General features: G+C 60.9%; 18 protein-coding genes. 11 read left to right on the top strand and 7 right to left on the bottom strand.

Going from position 1 to position 18465, the window contains the following annotated elements; genetic code table 11:
- Window positions 1-7: 7 nt before the first annotated feature.
- Together proQ and D781_RS09290 are read right to left on the bottom strand one after the other, a co-directional pair.
- Complete coding sequence (gene proQ / locus D781_RS09295; RefSeq protein WP_015672066.1) at window positions 8-697, bottom strand: RNA chaperone ProQ; 690 nt, start codon at window positions 695-697, stop codon at window positions 8-10.
- Between the two features lie 96 nt (window positions 698-793).
- Window positions 794-1291: a GAF domain-containing protein gene (locus D781_RS09290; RefSeq protein WP_015672065.1), complete on the bottom strand. Its 498-nt coding sequence runs from the start codon at window positions 1289-1291 to the stop codon at window positions 794-796.
- Between the two features lie 240 nt (window positions 1292-1531).
- Between D781_RS09290 and yebS the strand changes: the two genes are divergently transcribed.
- From yebS to D781_RS09270, 4 genes are all read left to right on the top strand, one after another.
- Window positions 1532-2779, top strand: coding sequence for a membrane integrity lipid transport subunit YebS (gene yebS / locus D781_RS09285; protein ID WP_015672064.1), 1248 nt, complete (start codon window positions 1532-1534; stop codon window positions 2777-2779).
- On the top strand, window positions 2748-5381 hold the full coding sequence (locus D781_RS09280) for a PqiB family protein (protein WP_015672063.1): 2634 nt from the start codon (window positions 2748-2750) through the stop codon (window positions 5379-5381). Before yebS ends, D781_RS09280 begins: the two co-directional genes overlap by 32 nt.
- 107 nt (window positions 5382-5488) lie before the next feature.
- Window positions 5489-6928 (top strand): 16S rRNA (cytosine(1407)-C(5))-methyltransferase RsmF, encoded by a 1440-nt coding sequence (gene rsmF / locus D781_RS09275; RefSeq protein WP_015672062.1) that lies wholly within the window; start codon window positions 5489-5491, stop codon window positions 6926-6928.
- A 153-nt stretch (window positions 6929-7081) separates the two neighbouring features.
- Window positions 7082-7327 carry a DUF1480 family protein gene (locus D781_RS09270; protein ID WP_015672061.1) on the top strand — a complete coding sequence of 82 codons (246 nt, stop codon included), beginning with the start codon at window positions 7082-7084 and terminating at the stop codon, window positions 7325-7327.
- Between the two features lie 50 nt (window positions 7328-7377).
- Here D781_RS09270 and D781_RS09265 read toward each other — a convergent pair whose 3' ends face one another.
- On the bottom strand, window positions 7378-7980 hold the full coding sequence (locus D781_RS09265; protein ID WP_015672060.1) for a hypothetical protein: 603 nt from the start codon (window positions 7978-7980) through the stop codon (window positions 7378-7380).
- Between the two features lie 4 nt (window positions 7981-7984).
- Window positions 7985-8377: an ASCH domain-containing protein gene (locus D781_RS09260; RefSeq protein ID WP_015672059.1), complete on the bottom strand. Its 393-nt coding sequence runs from the start codon at window positions 8375-8377 to the stop codon at window positions 7985-7987.
- Window positions 8378-8677: 300 nt separating this feature from the next.
- Here D781_RS09260 and yniD point away from each other — a divergent pair, with 300 nt between their 5' ends.
- Entirely contained in the window at window positions 8678-8785 is a 108-nt protein-coding gene (gene yniD, locus D781_RS24115) for a small membrane protein YniD (protein ID WP_225365479.1), read from the top strand.
- A 28-nt stretch (window positions 8786-8813) separates the two neighbouring features.
- On the opposite strand, the gene D781_RS23850 is transcribed toward yniD, so the two are convergent.
- A complete protein-coding gene (locus D781_RS23850) occupies window positions 8814-8978 on the bottom strand; it encodes a hypothetical protein (protein WP_015672057.1) in 165 nt (54 codons plus the stop codon).
- Between the two features lie 165 nt (window positions 8979-9143).
- On the opposite strand from D781_RS23850, the gene D781_RS09255 reads away from it, so the two are divergent.
- Window positions 9144-9353, top strand: a complete 210-nt coding sequence (locus D781_RS09255; protein ID WP_015672056.1) for a hypothetical protein — start codon at window positions 9144-9146, stop codon at window positions 9351-9353.
- Window positions 9354-9499: 146 nt separating this feature from the next.
- Here the strand turns inward: D781_RS09255 and D781_RS09250 are convergent, their stop codons facing one another.
- On the bottom strand, window positions 9500-10846 hold the full coding sequence (locus D781_RS09250; RefSeq protein WP_041411779.1) for a 2-hydroxycarboxylate transporter family protein: 1347 nt from the start codon (window positions 10844-10846) through the stop codon (window positions 9500-9502).
- 483 nt (window positions 10847-11329) lie between these two features.
- Between D781_RS09250 and pckA the strand changes: the two genes are divergently transcribed.
- The 5 genes from pckA (at window position 11330) to aroQ (ending at window position 17181) form a co-directional block, all read left to right on the top strand.
- On the top strand, window positions 11330-12949 hold the full coding sequence (gene pckA, locus D781_RS09245; RefSeq protein WP_015672054.1) for a phosphoenolpyruvate carboxykinase (ATP): 1620 nt from the start codon (window positions 11330-11332) through the stop codon (window positions 12947-12949).
- A gap of 293 nt (window positions 12950-13242) precedes the next feature.
- Window positions 13243-14622, top strand: coding sequence for an aromatic acid/H+ symport family MFS transporter (locus D781_RS09240; RefSeq protein WP_015672053.1), 1380 nt, complete (start codon window positions 13243-13245; stop codon window positions 14620-14622).
- 24 nt (window positions 14623-14646) lie between these two features.
- Window positions 14647-15909, top strand: coding sequence for a gallate dioxygenase (locus D781_RS09235; protein ID WP_015672052.1), 1263 nt, complete (start codon window positions 14647-14649; stop codon window positions 15907-15909).
- Window positions 15906-16739: an amidohydrolase family protein gene (locus D781_RS09230; RefSeq protein ID WP_015672051.1), complete on the top strand. Its 834-nt coding sequence runs from the start codon at window positions 15906-15908 to the stop codon at window positions 16737-16739. Before D781_RS09235 ends, D781_RS09230 begins: the two co-directional genes overlap by 4 nt.
- A 10-nt stretch (window positions 16740-16749) precedes the next feature.
- A complete protein-coding gene (aroQ, locus tag D781_RS09225; RefSeq protein WP_015672050.1) occupies window positions 16750-17181 on the top strand; it encodes a type II 3-dehydroquinate dehydratase in 432 nt (143 codons plus the stop codon).
- Here the strand turns inward: aroQ and D781_RS09220 are convergent.
- The gene (locus D781_RS09220; RefSeq protein WP_015672049.1) at window positions 17178-18401 is read right to left on the bottom strand and encodes a LysR family transcriptional regulator; all 1224 of its coding nucleotides are present in this window, start codon (window positions 18399-18401) and stop codon (window positions 17178-17180) included. The genes aroQ and D781_RS09220 overlap by 4 nt on opposite strands.
- Between the last annotated feature and the right edge of the window lie 64 nt (window positions 18402-18465).

Here is an 18465-nt window from a genome sequence, read left to right as displayed (position 1 = left end):
CTCCGTATCAGAACTGCAAGTGTTCTGCGCGCACAATCATCGCCAGACCGGAAGAGAGCTGTACACGTACGCCATCTTTAGCGATTTCGAGTACGGTAGCATCCATCGCGCTCTTGCCTGCTCTGACCTTGATTTCCTGGCCGATCTGCAGTGCGGAGATATCCGTGACGGGCACATGACGCTGCTGACTTTCTTCTTTGGCAGCGCGAGGCTTGCGGGCCTGCTGAGGACGCGGCTTGCGGTTTTCCGGCGCAGCGCCTTCACGACGTGCGGCCGGTTTTTTGCCGGCGGGACGCGGACGGCGCGGCGCAGCGGCATCGCCGGCGGCTTCACGCTTCTTGGCATTCTGTTCGGCACGCTGGGCCTGAACGCGCGCTTTCGCTTCTTCAAGCTGCTGACGCGCGTGGTCGACGTGCTGCTGTTCCAGCTCGCCGCACGGGTTGCCGTCCAGGTCAACGCGCTGCGCGCCGACTTTAACGCCGTACAGATAACGCCAGCTGGAGGTATACAAGCGCAGTGCAGAACGCAGTTGCGTTTTGCTCAGGTTTTCTTCCCCCTGTACGCGCTCCACCAGATCCTGAAAAATACCGATTTTGAGCGGACGTGCTTCGCCCTCGGCGCTAAAGCAGAGCGGAAAACGCTCGGCAAGAAAAGCAATAACTTCTTTACTAGAGTTCAACTTAGGTTGATTTTCCATGAAATTTCCTGATTACAACGGTGTTGCCAACAAGCCGCAGGCATGAACAGGCGTCATTATAATGACGCCATCGCTAAATGCCACGTTAACCGTAGATCAACTTGCCGCTACAGTGACGTATTTCGCACAATCGCACTGTTCCAACTGTGCGCAAAGCCCCGCCACCACTGCTTTCAGGCCTGCTTCGTCCTGTTCGTCGAAGCGTTGATAAACTGTGCTGTCGATATCGAGAACGCCGATAACCTGACCGCCGACTTCCAGCGGCAGCACGATTTCAGCGTTGCTGGCGGCGTCACAGGCGATGTGTCCGGGGAACGCATGCACATCGCCGACGCGCTGCACGGCGTTTTCCGACACCGCGGTGCCGCATACGCCCTTACCTACGGGGATCCGCACGCAGGCGATTTTGCCCTGGAACGGCCCCAGCACCAGCTGCTGACCGTCCATCAGGTAGAAACCGGCCCAGTTCACCGACTCCAGGCGTTCGTTAATCAACGCGCTGGCGTTGGAAAGCGCGGCGATAAAGTTGGTTTCACCATCCAGCAACGCACAGAGATCGCGTTTGAATTCCGCGTAGAATTGTTCTTTTGTCATGTCATAACCATTAAAACGCTGTAGATAACTTTAAGCCCGGGGCTTAACCCCTATAAAATAAGCATTAAATGCGTATAGTCACAAGGTTAATCATCTGTTACTTCACAAAACCCCGTCCGGCAGGGTATGTTTGCCTCGCATAAACCGCGCTTTGCCGCGCTTTTTTATCCCCCGGGCGAAGACAGGGTAATTTTCCAGCTACGCTAAGTAAACCGGCGGGCTTCAGAGCTATTGTTAACGATGAAAATACAGGCAATCACCGCCCCCCTTTCCAAGGCGCGCTACCAGCGCTGTTGCGAATGCGATCTGCTGTTCAGGCTGCCGGCGCTGAACGGCAGACAGGCGGCCTATTGCCCGCGCTGCAACGCCAAGGTGGTCAACGGGCGCGACTGGTCGATGGCGCGGCTGACGGCCATGGCGGTCACCATGCTGCTGCTGATGCCGTTCGCCTTTGCCGAACCGCTGATCAATATCCGCCTGCTCGGCACCGCGATTCACGCCAGCCTGCTGGAGGGCATCTGGCAGATGAGCCGCCAGGGCGACCCCATTACCGCCAGCATGGTGGCGTTCTGCACCATCGGCGCGCCGTTGACGCTGTCGCTGTCGCTGTTGTACCTGCGCATCGGCCACCGGCTGGGGATGAACCTGCGCCCGGTGCTGCTGATGCTGGAGCGGTTAAAAGAGTGGGTGATGCTAGATATTTATCTGATCGGCATGGCGGTGGCGGCGATTAAAGTCAAAGAGTACGCCGATATCGAAGCCGGCAACGCGCTGCTGGCCTATCTGGCGCTGACGCTGCTCAGCATCCTGACGCTGATTCATATGAATCTGGAGCAGCTGTGGGAGCGTTACTACCCGCAGCAGCAGCCGGAAGGCGCGCCGAGCGCGCTGCACGTCTGCCTCTCCTGCCATTTCACCGGCTATCCGGATGCGCGCGGCCGCTGCCCGCGCTGCCATATTCCGATGTGCCGTCGCCAGCCCTACAGCCTGCAGAAGACCTGGGCGGCGCTGATCGCCGCGATGATCCTGCTGCTGCCGGCCAACCTGCTGCCGATCTCCATTATTTACGCCAACGGCGCACGCATGGAAGACACCATCTTCTCCGGCGTAGTATCGCTGGCCACCTCCGGCAATATGCCCATCGCCGCGATCGTCTTTATCGCCAGCGTGCTGGTGCCGTTTACCAAGGTGATTGTGCTGATTACGCTGCTGTTCAGCGTACACTTCAAAACCTGCCACAGCCTGAAGACCCGTATTCGCCTGCTGCGGCTGGTGAGGTGGATCGGCCGCTGGTCGATGCTCGATCTGTTTGTTATCGCGTTGATGATGTCGCTGGTCAACCGCGAGCAGTTATTGTCATTTACTATGGGACCGGCAGCCTTTTACTTTGGCTCTGCGGTTATTTTAACTATTCTTGCCGTTGAGTGGCTGGATAGCCGACTGATTTGGGATGCACATGCAACAGGAAACGCCGAATACGCCGACTGAAGCGCGGGTTAAAAACAAACGCCGCATTTCACCCTTTTGGTTACTGCCGTTTATCGCTCTGCTGATCGCCGGCTGGCTGGTGTACAACAATTTTCAGGAGCGCGGCACCACCATCACCATCGATTTCCAATCGGCGGCGGGCATCGTCGCCGGCCGTACGCCGGTGCGTTATCAGGGGGTGGACGTCGGCACCGTCCAGTCAATCCGCCTGAGCGAAGATCTGGGCAAAATCGTGGTTGAGGCCAGCATCAAAAGCGAGCTGGAAGACTCCCTGCGCGACGGCACCCAGTTCTGGTTGGTGACGCCGAAAGCCTCGCTGGCCGGCGTTTCCGGGCTGGATGCGCTGGTCGGCGGCAACTATATCGGCATGATGCCGGGCAGCGGCAAGGCGCAGACCCACTTCTCGGCGCTCGATACGCAGCCCAAATATCGCCTCAACACCGGCGAACTGATGATTCACCTGCATGCGGAAGACCTCGGTTCGCTGAACACCGGCTCGCTGGTGTACTACCGCAAGATCCCGGTCGGCAAGGTGTATGACTACACCATCGCCGACGGCAATAAGGGTGTCACCATCGACGTGCTGATCGACCGCCGCTTCGCCAATCTGGTGAAAACCGACAGCCGCTTCTGGAACGTTTCCGGCTTTAAGGGCGACTTCAACCTGTCGGGTGCTTCGGTGCAGATGGAGAGCCTGGCGGCGCTGGTCAACGGCGCCATCGCCTTCGACTCGCCGGAAAAAGGCCAGCAGGCCAAGGCCGACCAGAGTTATCAGCTGTACCCCGATCTGGCCCGCAGCCAGCGCGGCGTCAGCATTACGCTGGATCTGCCGAGCGGCAGCAACCTGAGCGCCAACCATACGCCGCTGATCTATCAGGGGCTGCAGGTCGGCACCCTGACCAAGCTGACGCTGCAGCCGGACAATAAGGTGACCGGCGAGCTGACCATCGACCCGTCGGTGGTGGATCTGATGCGCAGCGGCACGCGCATCGCCATGCGCAGCCCGAAAATCAGCCTTAACGACGCCAAACTCAGCCAGCTGCTGACCGGCAATACGCTGGAGCTGATCCCGGGCGACGGCGAGCCGCAGCACCACTTCAACGTGCTCGACAGCAGCGAAACGCTGCTGCAGCAGCCGGGCGTGCTGACCCTGTCGCTGCAGGCGCCGCAAAGTTACGGCATCGACGTCGGCCAGCCGGTGATTATCCACGGCATCAAGGTCGGCCAGGTGCTGAGCCGCAGCCTGACCAACAGCGGCGTCACCTTCCGCGTTGCCGTCGACGCGCAGTACCGCGCGCTGGTGCATAAGGACAGCAAGTTTGTGGTCAACAGCCGACTGGACGTGAAGCTGGGGCTGGACGGGATGGAAGTGGTCGGCGCCAGCGCGCAGGAGTGGCTGGACGGCGGCATCCGCATTATGCCCGGCAGCCAGGGGGCACCGGCGGCACAGTACCCGCTGTACGCTAACAGCGAGCGAGCCAAGGCCGGCATCACCGGCAACACGCCGACGCCGACCCTGACGCTCACCGCCTCCAGCCTGCCGGACGTGCAAACCGGCTCGGTGGTGCTGTACCGCAAATTCCAGGTCGGCGAAATTCTCGATATCCGCCCGAAGGCCAATGCGTTTGAGGTCGATGTGTATATCGATCCGCAGTACCGCAAACTGCTGGGCAAACAGACCATTTTCTGGGCCGAAGGCGGCGCCAAAGTCCAGCTGAACGGCAGCGGCCTGACGGTGCAGGCGTCACCGCTGAACCGGGCGCTGAAAGGCGCGATCAGCTTCGACAACCTGCAGGGCGTGGTGCCGGGCAAAGGCGACAAGCGGGTGCTGTACAGCAACGAAACCGCCGCCCGCGCGGTCGGCAGCCAAATCACCCTGCGCACCTACAACGCCAGCAAACTGGCCGCCGGCATGCCGATCCGCTATCTGGGCATTGATATCGGCCAGGTGGAGTCGATGCAGCTGTCGCCTGACCGCACCCAGGTGCTGGCGAAAGCCGTTCTGTATCCGGAATACGTGGAGAACTTCGCCCGCTTCGGCACCCGCTTCTCCATCGTGTCGCCGGAAATTTCCGCCGCCGGGGTCAATAACCTCGATACCCTGCTGCAGCCGTACATCAACGTCGAACCGGGCCGCAGCAGCCGCCCGTTGCGCAGCTTTGAACTGCAGGAAGCCAGCATTACCGATTCACGCTATCAGGACGGGCTGAGCGTGGTGCTCGACGCCGCCGAAACCGGCTCGCTGCAGATTGGCACGCCGGTGCTGTTCCGCGGCGTGGAGGTCGGCACCGTCACCGGATTCTACCTGGGCGCAATGTCCGACCGGGTGCATGTCGCCCTGCGCGTCAGCAAGAAATATCAGCATCTGGTACGCAACAACAGCGTGTTCTGGCTGGCCTCCGGCTATAACCTGCAGTTCGGCCTGACCGGCGGTGTCATCAAGAGCGGCACCTTCCAACAGTTTATCCGCGGCGGCATCGCCTTCGCCACGCCGCCGACCATCCCGCTGGCGCCGAAAGCCACCGCCGGCAAGCACTTTATGCTGAACGCGGAAGAGCCGAAGGGTTGGCAAGAATGGGGCACCGCCATTCCGCGCGATTGACCCTGTCTCACGCATTTAACCATAACGGGGCCTGTACTATCAGGCCCGTTTTTTTAGCGCGCTGTGCTACAATTCCCCTTCCTTCTTATTTCTCGCAAGAGTTTTCTGTGGTTAAACCTGCTTCCGTAGTTCTGCCGCCGGCGTTTCTCGACGCCACGCGCGCCATCATGCCCGCCGAATTGTCAATGGACGACTTTATCGCCGCCTGTCAACGCCCGTTACGCCGCAGTCTGCGCGTCAATACGCTGAAAATCAGCGTCGCCGATTTTCTGGCTCGGGTAAAAGAGTACGACTGGCAGTTGGAGCCTATCCCTTGGTGCGCCGAGGGCTTCTGGATCGCCCGTGACGATGAAAGCCTGCGGCTGGGCAGCGCGGCCGAACACCTCAGCGGCCTGTTTTATATCCAGGAAGCCAGCTCAATGTTGCCGGTCAGCGCGCTGTTTGCCGGCGGCGATGCACCGACGCGGGTGCTGGACGTCGCCGCCGCGCCGGGCTCAAAAACCACCCAAATCGCCGCGCTGATGCATAATCAGGGCGGCATCGTCGCCAATGAATACGCCGCCAGCCGGGTTAAAGTGCTGCATGCCAATATCAGCCGCTGCGGAGTCAGCAACTGCGCGCTGACCCATTTTGACGGCCGAGTATTCGGCGCTGCGCTGCCGGAAGCCTTTGACGCCATCCTGCTGGACGCCCCCTGCTCCGGCGAAGGCGTGGTGCGTAAAGATCCCGATGCCATGAGCAACTGGTCGCCGGAGAGCGTCACCAGCATCGCCGACACGCAGCGCGAGTTGATCGACAGCGCTTTCCACGCGTTAGCGCCGGGCGGCATGCTGGTCTACTCCACCTGCACCCTGAATGAACAGGAGAACCAGGCGGTGATCCGCAGCCTGCTGGCCAGCTATGGCGATGCGGTCAGCATCGAGCCGCTGGGCGAACTGTTCCCCGATGCGCAACGGGCGCTGACGGCGGAAGGTTTTCTGCACGTGTTCCCGCAAATCTACGACAGCGAAGGTTTTTTCGTCGCCCGCCTGCGCAAACACCGTTCGGTGCCGCCGCTGGCAAAGCCGAGCTATAAGGTGGGCAAGTTCCCCTTCACGCCGATGTCGCGCAAAGACGGCGCACTGGTGCGTCAGGCCGCCAACGCCGCCGGCTTGAGTTGGGATGACGCCGCCCACGCCCTGTGGACGCGCGACAAAGAGATCTGGCTGTTCCCGACCGCGCTGGAAGCGCTGATCGGCAAAGTGCGCTTTTCACGCATCGGTGTGAAACTGGCCGAGCGCTTCCCCAAAGGCTATCGCTGGCAGCATGAGGCGGCGATCGCGCTGGCGGACGGCCAAGGGTCGCAGGCGTTCGAGCTGGATGCCGCGCTGGCGCAGGAGTGGTATCACGGCCGCGATCTGTACCCGGCGGAGCCGCCGCAGGGTGAAGAGTGCATCGTCACCTACCAGCAGCAGCCGCTGGGCATCGCCAAACGCATCGGCAGCCGGATTAAAAACAATCTGCCGCGTGAACTGGTGCGCGACGGCGCGCTCGACTTCCACCAATAGTTCCCTTCCCCAAACCGATGGCGGCCAGCCCGCCGCCATCGCTGCACGCACGCGGATAAAATTTTTCGGTGACATTTTGTTCACCCTTGTCTATGCTCATTGATGACGAGCCAACTGGTCGTACCTCCTGCATTTGGCTGAAAAGGAGCATTCATGAGCGTATCCGTAGTGAAAATTGGTAGTTTTGAGGTCGATGACGCCATCCATTCCGCCGCCGAACAGGCGGAAAGCGATGGCTTACTGACCATTCCGTGCAAGTCGGACCCGGATTTGTGCATGCAACTGGATGGCTGGGACGAACACACCAGCATTCCCGCCACCCTGAACGGTAAACAGCTGTTGCTGTATAAGCAGCATTATGATCGTCAGCAGGACGCCTGGATTATGCGTATCGGCTGAACGGCGGTAAGGAGCGTTAAAAACGCGCTGTGCAATCATGCAGCGCGTTTTTATTTCACCGTGATGGCGCGCCCGGCAAAGAAGCGGCTAAACGTCTCGGGTGACATTGTCACGTCCTCCTGCGTCGCCGGACGATCGCCGGACGGGTTATGGAATTGCAGCTGCCCCGCCGGTGCCGCGGTGATCAGCACCAGATGCCCGCCGCGCTGCGGCGGCGTCTGCAGCGGCTGGCGAATGGAAGGATGCACCGACGCGATGATATAGCGCCATTCGGCCAGCAGCGCCGGCAGCTGCTCGGCCGTAATATCGACCTGCACCGCCGCCTGCAGCGCAAACTGTTCGCCCACGTAACGGACAAAAGGCGCGTAAATCAGCCCCTTGATCCCGCCGTCATCCTGCCGCACATAGGCGCCGTAAGGCAGACTGCGGCGCGCCAGCGCCAGCAGTGATGGCGCGCTGCCGTCGCGGTGGCGCAGAATCATGCGCAGGCAGGCCATGCCGCACACGTGGTTGGCCCACTCCAGGTATTCCGCCTGCGTCAACGCGCCGCTGGCCGCCCAGTTCGGGTCATCCGCCAATGCGGCGCGGCCGGCGATCAGATCGGCCGCCAGCTCCGGCGTGGCCCACTGGCAGCAATAGGGCACCGTGCGCATCGGCCTAAAACGCCTCTACCACGGCAAAATGCATCAGGATCAGCGTCATATCCGGCGTAAACAGATCGTATGCCTCAAAGAAGCGCCGGTGTTCGCGGCGCCAATAGGCCAGCGTGCGGTCGCCTTCCCCTTCAGCAAAGGCATGCGCCTCGTCCACCCGATCGTAGCTGCGCACGTCGACCGAGGTCAGCCTGATCGCGCAGGCCGGCTCTCCCCGCCCGTCCACCACCACAAAAATATCGCCGGCCTGCGGGATGCCGTCTTCATCCAGATTGGAGCAGGTGGCGGTTTTAGTGCCGTTGAGAATCAGCTGCACCAGCTCATCCGCCAGCGCTTCGTTATCGCCGAACGCCCAGCGCTCCGCATGTTCATATTGTGCCGGTATTGTCTTGGCCATGGTTATCTGCCTGTCAGAAAAGAAGTTAATACGGAGAGCATACTACAAAGCCGCCGGAGCGTCGCCGACCAATCTTTACCTGATATTTACCGAACGCCCCTGTGACTGCCGGCTGATGACAGGCATACTGGGGCCTCATTCACGGCCGGCGAATAGCCTAGGCGAGCAGTACCATGAAAGAGTATGACAAAGATCCCGACGATACCTTCAGCGACCTGTTGCAGGCCGTCACGCTGGTTGTACTGGTAGTGGCCGGGCTGGGCATCGGTCTTCTCAGCGTCTGAACTCCGGGAGGCGCCATTGGTCACCAAACGTATGCGCGCCAAGCATGGGAAAGTCCTGCTGGTGCTATTGGGCATCTGTCTGGCCCTGCTGCTACTGCGCTGGGCGGCGATCGCCTTCGGCTAAGCGGCCGGCAGGCCGGCCGCCTGGTTACTTAGCGCCGTGCAGCGGACGATCCAGCCGCCGGCTCCAGCAGTTCACGTAAATAGGCCACCCGCGCCTCTCCCTGCGGCAGCCACCAGCGGCAAATCGGATGCCGGACTTCCGCCGCGTTTGATGCACGGTAATACTCCATCAGTTGCTCCACCAGACTCATCATTTCACCCTCCGCGGTTTGACCCTTTAAGTATTAAGCGGCGAAAGCAGAAGAAATACGGATGGCCTGTTTTTTATACTTCCGGTTTTACGGTTGCCCGTGAGCAGCGCTGGCGTCCTCGTCGGCCAACTGCTACATTGAGCAAAAAATCACCGACCGAGGTAAGCGATGAAGTTCTCGGAGCAGGAGATAAAACCCGTTTGGGACGAAGTCGCCCGCCTGATTGGCGACGGCGTGATGCAGCTGCGCCATCGCGGCGAAGCACTGTCGGTGGAAAGCCTGGCCCAACAGCTGGCACGTCAGTCGGCAGACAGTCAGGACATTGAGCAGCGTATTCTGCTGGGAGCGGCGATCAATATGCTCAAAGGGGGAAAATGAATCGCCAACCGTATGGCTGGCGACTCGGCAGGCGTCCAAGGTATGCAAGCCCAGACGCCTGACAAAAATTATCTCATGAACAATCTGAAAATTTAATCAGAATTATCAGCATTAAGCAGAAAAGCTGGTTTTTTCCTGATTTTACCTCAGCGTGTCAGCCAGCCCAGTAGCAGCGTCGCGCCAATGACCGTCGACGCCCCGCCGATGCGCGTAGCGATCTGCGCAAACGGCATCAGCCCCATGCGGTTCGACGCCGACAAAATTGCCACGTCGCCGGTGCCGCCCAGCCCGCTGTGGCAACAGGTGACGATCGCCGCCTCCACCGGAAACATCTTCAGCCGTGGCGCAATCAGGAAACTCACCAACCCCATCGACAGCACCACCGAGCCGCAGACGACAACGTAGCCGACGGAGAACACCGCCACCACGTTCTCCAGCGGCACGTACAGCATGCCCAGGCCGATCATCAGCGGCCACACCAGCGCGGCGGAAACGAATTTATAAAAACTGTGCGCGCCATTCTCCATGCTGGCGGGAATAATGCGGCAGTATTTGCACAATACCGCAAACAGGATCATCAGCACCGGGCCGGGAATATGCACCAGATGCTCAAACAGCCCGCCGACGATAAAAAAGGCGCAAATCACCAGCAGCCCACCGCCCATCCAGTGAAAATTCACCGCGCCGCCGCCCTCCTGACGTGTAAACAGCGCGTTGTCCTGCGCAGAGCGAATCAGCATCCCGTCGCCGCTCAGCGTACGGCGCTGCATGCCGATGCGCGCCAGCACCCCGGCGCTGACGATGGCGAAAATGTTCCCCAGCACCGCCGCCGGCGCCAGCTGCGCCACGTACAGGTCCGGCGTGCCGCCCAGGATCGCCGAGTAGGCCAGCGACAGCGGTAAAATCCCCTCACCGATACCGCCGCCGATAATCGGCACGATAATAAAGAAGAAGGTGTGATAGACGCCGTAGCCGAACAGCTGCCCCACCAGCAGGCCGGTCGCCACCGCGCTCAGCGTCCCTGCCAGCAGCGGCACAAACATGCGAATCATCCCCTGGATCAGGATCACCCGGTTCATGCCGAGAATACTGCCGACCACCAGGCTGGCGATCACGAAGTACAGCAGGTTGGCCTCTTTCATCAGCAGATTAACCGTCGCCAGCACATTCGGCTGGAAGGCATTAAAATAGACCAGCACCGACGGCACCATCAGGCATAAAATCGCCGGCCCGCCAATTTCCCGCAATAGCGGAATAGACTTTCCCAAATGCGCCAGCGCAAAACCCAGCGTCATGATCACCGCCAGGCCACCGATCATATTTTTCGGTAAAAAGTTGGCATAGGCCGAAATGGCAACGATGGCGCAAATAGTGATAAACAGCGCGATCGGCACCGCACCGATATCCATTCTGCGTATTTTTTGTATTATTCCGGAAGAATCTGATGGTGACGTTTGTCGTTGGTAACCGAGTTGTGCATTTATCTGTTTCATTATTCACCCTGTCCGCAAGTGTCTGATAAACCACGGGCGCACTTCGCCCGCAGGAAAATAATTAATAATTAAAAACATGAGATTACCGCCCGGAACAGCGCGAGGATCCGGGTTATTGGAGGCAGATAAAACAGTAGACAAGGCCGAAGATATGATAAAAAATAAAAAAGCAGAACAAAATTAACCCGGCTTAATTAAATAGTGTGACACCCCGCTAAGGTTGGCTTTAATTAATTATCGTCAGCATTTTGTAATTAAATTAATCGGGATAATTTTTGCCGTCATGCTATAGGCAACGGCAAACATCTGCGGACTTGCAGAAATAAGAACCGGAAATAGCCCGGCTGAATCCGGTCAGCAAAATAAAACGTCCGCTGTCGTTACGCGCGCAGCCGGACACACTATCACGATACCCCAGGCAGTTGACCCGGCGGTTTACACAACGGCGGCGTCGCACCGAAAGGTATGATAAGGACGTAGACTATGTCTTCAACCGCTGTAACCCCGCAAACCCTTGCCCGCTACGGTATCCATCAGGCCAGCGATATCGTTTACAACCCTGACTATGACCTGCTGTTTAACGAAGAAACCCGCGCCGACCTGCCGCCGCTGGAGCGCGGCACCCTAACCAACCTCGGCGCGGTCGCCGTCGATACCGGCGAGTTTACCGGCCGTTCGCCGAAGGATAAGTATATTGTGCGTGACGACGTCACGCGCGACACCGTCTGGTGGTCAGACAGCGGCACCGGCAAAAACGACAACCAGCCGATGTCGCCGGCGGTCTGGCAGCAGTTGAAAACCCGCGTGGGCGATCAGCTGTCCGGCAAGCGTCTGTTTGTGGTTGACGCCTTCTGCGGCGCCAACGCCGACACGCGCCTCAAGGTGCGCTTTATCACCGAGGTCGCCTGGCAGGCGCACTTCGTGAAAAACATGTTTATCCGCCCGAGCGATGCCGAGCTGGCGGACTTTGAGCCGGACTTCGTGGTGCTGAACGGCGCCAAATGCACCAATCCGGACTGGCAGCAACAGGGGCTGCACTCGGAAAACTTCGTCGCCTTCAACCTGACGGAGCGTATGCAGCTGATCGGCGGCACCTGGTACGGCGGCGAAATGAAAAAGGGCATGTTCTCGATTATGAACTACCTGCTGCCGCTGAAGGGCATTGCCTCCATGCACTGCTCGGCCAACGTCGGCGAACAGGGCGACGTGGCGGTCTTCTTCGGCCTGTCCGGCACCGGCAAGACCACGCTGTCCACCGACCCGAAACGCCAGCTGATCGGCGATGACGAACACGGCTGGGACGACGACGGCGTGTTCAACTTCGAAGGCGGCTGCTACGCCAAGACCATCAAGCTGTCGCCGCAGGCCGAGCCGGAAATTTATCAGGCCATTCGCCGCGACGCGCTGCTGGAAAACGTCACGGTGCGCGCCGACGGCAGCATTGATTTCGACGACGGCGCCAAAACCGAGAACACCCGCGTCTCCTACCCGATTTATCATATCGACAATATCGTCACGCCGGTATCCAAGGCCGGTCACGCGCAGAAGATCATCTTCCTGACCGCCGACGCCTTCGGCGTGCTGCCGCCGGTATCGCGCCTGACGCCGGAGCAGACGCAGTATCACTTCCTGTCTGGCTTCACCGCCAAACTGGCGGGCACCGAGCGCGGCATCACCGAACCGACGCCGACCTTCTCCGCCTGCTTCGGCGCCGCCTTCCTGACGCTGCACCCGACACAGTACGCCGAAGTGCTGGTGAAACGCATGCAGGCCGCCGGCGCACAGGCCTATCTGGTGAATACCGGCTGGAACGGCAGCGGCAAGCGTATTTCCATCAAGGATACGCGCGGCATTATCGACGCCATCCTCAACGGCGAGATTGAGCAGGCCGATACCTTCACCCTGCCGATCTTCGGCCTGGCGGTGCCAACCGCGCTACCGGGCGTCGACCCGGCGATCCTCGACCCGCGCAAAACCTACGCCGACGCGTCATTGTGGCAGGAAAAAGCGCAGGATCTGGCGCAGCGTTTTATCGACAACTTCGCCAAATATACCGTCACCCCGGCGGGAGAACGCCTGCTGGCCGCCGGCCCGCAGCGCTAACGCCGCAGACCTCCACAAGGGCGCAGCCACTGCGCCCTTTTTTATCCCCGTCCGCCAGACAAATAAATAAAACTCATACCTCGTTAATCATTTTCCGGCAGACAACCCGCGGCGCACTCCCTAACGTGGTTAACGAGGCGTCAGCAACATTCAACATAATTTATTGATACACATCAATTTAATGCTATAAACATTTAAAACACATCGGCTGACGCTCATCCAATACGTTTCCGGCCTGCGGCCAAAGTTTTAATCCGATCACATATTAATAAAAAAAACAGAGAGCGTACCCGATGAGCAACCACAACATTGTTGACGTCAAAGCGTGGATCGATTCGCGCCCCATCTCCGGCTATCAGTGGCTGGTATTACTCCTGTGCTTCATCATTATCATGTTCGACGGTTACGACGCCGCGGTCATGGGGTTTATCGCGCCGGCGCTGATCGAGGACTGGGGCATTTCACGGGGTGAAATGGGGCCGATCCTCGGCGCGGCGATGCTCGGCGTTGCCCTCGGCGCGTTAATCGCCGGCCCCTACTCCGACCGCTTCGGCCGCAAAAAGGTGCTGCTGCTGTCGATCCTCTGTTTCTCGCTGTTCAGCCTGCTCAGCACCTTTGCCCGCACCCCGCTGGAAATGGCGGTGCTGCGCTTCCTGACCGGCCTCGGGCTGGGGGCGGTGATGCCCAACTGCGTGACGCTGGTGTCCGAATATATGCCGGAGCGCCGCCGCAGCCTGATGATTACCCTGATGTACAGCGGCTTTAATATCGGCTCCGGCGCCGGTGGCTTTATCGCCGCCGGCATGCTGCCGAGCCTGGGCTGGAAAGCGGTGCTGTTTCTCGGCGGCCTGCTGCCGCTGCTGATGCTGCCGCTGCTGATGTGGATCCTGCCGGAATCCACCCTGTATATGGTGGTGCGCAACCAGCATAAGGACAAAATCGCCCGCATCCTGCGGCGCGCCGGCGGCGTCTTCAGCGCCGGCACCACCTTCGTGTTAAAAACACCGGTGATCGCCAAAAAGGCCCGGGTGCTGCAGCTGTTCAGCAACGGCTACGCCAAAGGCACGCTGGTGCTGTGGCTCACCTATTTTATGGGGCTGTTCGTGATTTATCTGCTCAACGGCTGGCTGCCGACCATCGTGCGCGGCGCCGGTTTTTCGCTGGAGCGAGCAGCGATTATCGCCGGTTTATTCCAGCTGGGCGGCACCATCGGCGGGCTGCTGGTGGGCAATCTGATGGACCGTTTCGTCGCCAAACGGGTGATCGCCCTGTTCTATCTGATGGGCATGTGCTGCCTATTGGCGCAGGGCATCTGGGGCTTCGGCCCGACGGCGCTGGCGGTGCTGGTGTTTATCAGCGGCGTCTGCATCAACGGTGCGCAGACCGGTCTGCAGGCATTCTCCCCGGCGTTCTACCCGACGGAAATGCGCGCCACCGGCGTCAGCTGGATGCACGGCATCGGCCGCAGCGGCGCGATTATCAGCTCGTCGCTCGGCGGCGTGCTGCTGGGGATGTTCCCCGGCGCCACCAGTATTTTTATTATCCTCGCCACCCCGGCTCTGCTGGCGGCGATTACCATTATCAATCATCAGCATGCGCGCCCGGCGGAAAGGATAAAAGGCATCGGCCTTAACGATCTGCCCGCACTGTCGCGCACGATGAATAACCGCTAAACACTTTCAGACAGAGGTATCAGGATGGCAACGATTATTGGCGGACTGGCCGTGTCCCACACCCCCACCATCGGCTTTGCGGTGGATCATAATAAACAGCAGGAGAGCGCCTGGGCGCCGATTTTCGACGGTTTCGCCCCGATGCAGCAGTGGCTGGCGGAGAAAAAGCCCGACGTACTGCTGTACGTGTTCAACGACCACGTCACCTCATTCTTCTTCGACCATTATTCGGCGTTTGCGCTGGGGATTGACGACAGCTACGCCGTCGCCGACGAAGGCGGCGGCCCGCGCGATCTGCCGCCCGTCGCCGGCCATGCGGCGCTGTCGCAGCATATCGGCGCCAGCCTGATGGCGGACGAATTCGACATGGCGTTCTTCCAGGATAAACCGCTGGACCACGGCCTGTTTTCACCGCTGTCCGCCCTGCTGCCGTGGCAGGACGGCGGCTGGCCGACCCGGGTGGTGCCGCTGCAGGTCGGCGTGCTGCAGTTCCCGATCCCGTCCGCCCGCCGCTGTTACAAGCTGGGCCAGGCGCTGCGGCGGGCGATCGAAAGCTTCCCGGAGGACCTGAAAGTGGCGGTGGTCGCCACCGGCGGCGTTTCGCATCAGGTGCACGGCGAACGCTGCGGCTTCAATAACCCGGAGTGGGATGCTCAGTTCGTCGATATGCTGGTGAACGACCCGCAGCGTCTGACCGACATCACCCTGGCGGAATACGCCACCCTCGGCGGCCTGGAGGGCGCGGAGGTGATTATGTGGCTGATTATGCGCGGCGCGCTCTCCGCCAACGTGGAAAAGCTGCATGAGGCCTATTACCTGCCCTCGATGACCGGCATCTCCACGCTGATTCTGGAAAACCGCGCGCGCGAAGCGCCGGTCGACGTGCAGCAGCGCCAGCACGATAAAATTAACCAGCAGCTGGCCGGGGTGGAAAAACTGGCGGGCACCTACCCGTTCACCCATGCCCGCAGCCTGAAGGCGCTGCGTATCAACCGCTTCCTGCACCGGCTGATCCAACCGGACTGGCGCGCCCGCTTCCTGGAGCAGCAGCAGGCGCTGTTTGACCAGGCGGCGCTGAGCGACGAGGAGCAACGCATGCTGCGCGAACTCGACTGGCGGGCGATGATCCGCTACGGCGTCAGCTTCTTCCTGCTGGAGAAGCTCGGCGCGGTGGTCGGCTGCTCCAACCTGCATATCTACGCCGCCATGCGCGGCGAAACCCTGGAGGAATTCCAGAAGACGCGTAACCAGCAGGTGCTGTACTCCGTAGCGGGGAAAAACGCATGACGACGCTATTTACCCAGCCGAAAATCGACTGCCACCACCACCTGTTCGACCCGGCCAATTTCCCCTATGCGCCGGACAGCGCCTATAACCCGGCCGGCCATGAGCTGGCGACCCCGGCGCACTATCGCGCGGTGATGCGGGCCTATGGCATTCGCCATTCGCTGATTGTCGGCCCCACCTCGGGCTACAACACCGACAACCGCTGTCTGCTGGCGGCGCTGGCCGCCGGTGAAGGCCGCCACAAAGGCATCGCGGTGGTGCCGTTCGACAGCAGCAGCGAAACGCTGGCGCAGCTGCAGGCGCAGGGCGTGGTCGGCATCGCCCTTAACGTCGCCATGCTCGGCGTCGCGCCGTTTCTGCAGCTTGACCGGCTGATGGCCCAACTGACGGAGCTGGGGCTGTACGCGCAAATTCAGGTGCAGGACGACCAACTGCCGGCGCTGCTGCCGCTGCTGCAGCGCAGCCGCGCCAAACTGCTGTTTGACCATTGCGGCCGACCCGATGTCGACGCCGGGCTGACACAGCCGGCCTTTCAGGCGCTGCTGCGGCTGGCGGAGCGTGAACACGTCTATATGAAACTGTCCGGGCTGGCGAAGTTTTCCCGCCGGCACTACCCGTTCAGCGACGCGCAGCCCTACCTGCAGGCGCTGCTGAGCGCCTACGGTGCGGAGAAGTGCATGTGGGGATCGGACTGGCCGTTCCTGCGCGCCACCGAACGGATGGACATGGGCACACTGCTGATGCTATGCGAAAGCCTGTTCCCCGACGAACAGACGCGTCGGCACATTCTGTGGCAAACGCCGCAGCGCCTGTTTGGCTTTGCTGATTAACGGAGAGATGATGAAAACCATTTACGTGCTCAACGGCCCCAACCTCAACCTGCTGGGCAGCCGTGAACCGGACACCTACGGCCGCGACACCCTGGCCACCATCGAAGCGCTGTGCCATCGGACGGCGGCGGAGCTGGATATCGGGATCGTATTTCTGCAGACCAACCATGAAGGGCAGATGATCGACTGGATCCAGGAGACGCGCGCCAAGGCGCAGGCGCTGGTGATCAACCCGGCGGCCTGGACGCACACCTCGGTGGCCATTCGTGATGCGGTGACCGCCGTCGCCCTGCCGCTGTTTGAGGTGCATATCACTAATGTGCACAAACGCGAACCGTTCCGCCATCACTCCTACCTGTCCGACGTGGCGCACGGCGTGATCTGCGGCTTTGGCATTCAGGGCTACCGCTACGCGCTGATGCAGGCCGCCAGCCTGCTTTAAGCGATATTGGCGCACTGCGCGCGCAGGCTGTCGATCAGCGCCTGCGCCGCCGGCGAATGCAGGCTGCCGGTGCGGAACGTCAGGCCGATGGCGCGGCCGGTATTGGGCAGCGCCAGCGGCAACTGCACCAGCTCCCCCGATGCCAGCTCATGTTCCAGCTGGTGCGCCGACACCGCCGCCAGCATATCGGAATTCAGCAACAGCCCGCGCACCAACGCCAGATCGCCGCTCTCCACCACCGGCGACGGCGGCGGCATCGCCATTGCCTGAAAACAGTCGTCCAGCAGGCGGCGCGCCGGAGTGGCCGAACGCGGCAGCACCCAGCGCGCGCTTTTCAGCTGTGACGGCTGCAACCCGGCCTGCGCCAGCGGATGGCCACGGCGCGCCAGCAGCACCATCTCCTCGGTAAACAGCGTTTCGCTGTACACATCCGCCGCATAGTCGCTGTCGCGCAGCGCGCCGAAAATAAAGTCGATATCGCCGGAGCGCAGTTCAGACGCCAACACGGAAAATGCGCTCTCGTTAGTCACCACGCTGACGCCGGGATAGCGCGCGGTCAGCTGGACGATCGCCTGCGGCAGCAGCCGGGTGCGCCCCAGCGGCAGCGCGCCGACCCGCACCGCGCCGGTCAGCACCCCGCGCCGGGCGGCGATATCCGCCGGAATATGCTGCAGCTCATTCAGCGCGCGCCGGATGCTGGCTTCAATCTCCCGCCCGGCCAGCGATGGCACCATGCCGTGCGGCGTGCGTTCCAGCAGCGGCGCGCCGGCACCGTTTTCCAGCACCTTCAACGCCGCGCTGATCGCCGGCTGGCTCAGGCCCAGCAGCGTCGCCACGGTCTGCATATGCCGCGTTTCGCACAGGCAGACGAAAATCTGCAGCCGGCGCACGTTAAACAGGTACAGCGGTTCGCTGTCGGCGCGCGCCGCCCCTTTCCCCTGCAGACGGGCCAGCAGCGCCGGCACCTGATGCAGCTCCGCAATCGCCCGCCGCGCGCGCGGCAGCACGCACTTGCCGAAATCGGTCAGCAGCATGCCGCTGGCATGGCGCTCAAACAGCGGCACCGCCAGTTTTTGCTCCAGATCGCGAATCGAGCGGGTGATGGCCGACTGCGTTCTGAATAACTCATCGGCGGCGCGCGAAACGCTGCCCTGCGCAACAACCTGGCTGAATGCTCTGATTTGCATCAGGTTTGTCAGCCCGTCTTCTTCATAGTCCATGCTCAGTCTCCCGGACGGCGGTCGAGGCAATATAAATAAAACGCATACCTGCTGCAATCAAATG

The organism is Serratia sp. FGI94 (assembly GCF_000330865.1).
Taxonomy (GTDB): domain Bacteria; phylum Pseudomonadota; class Gammaproteobacteria; order Enterobacterales; family Enterobacteriaceae; genus Serratia_B; species Serratia_B rubidaea.
This window is presented reverse-complemented; position numbering and strand designations above follow the sequence as displayed.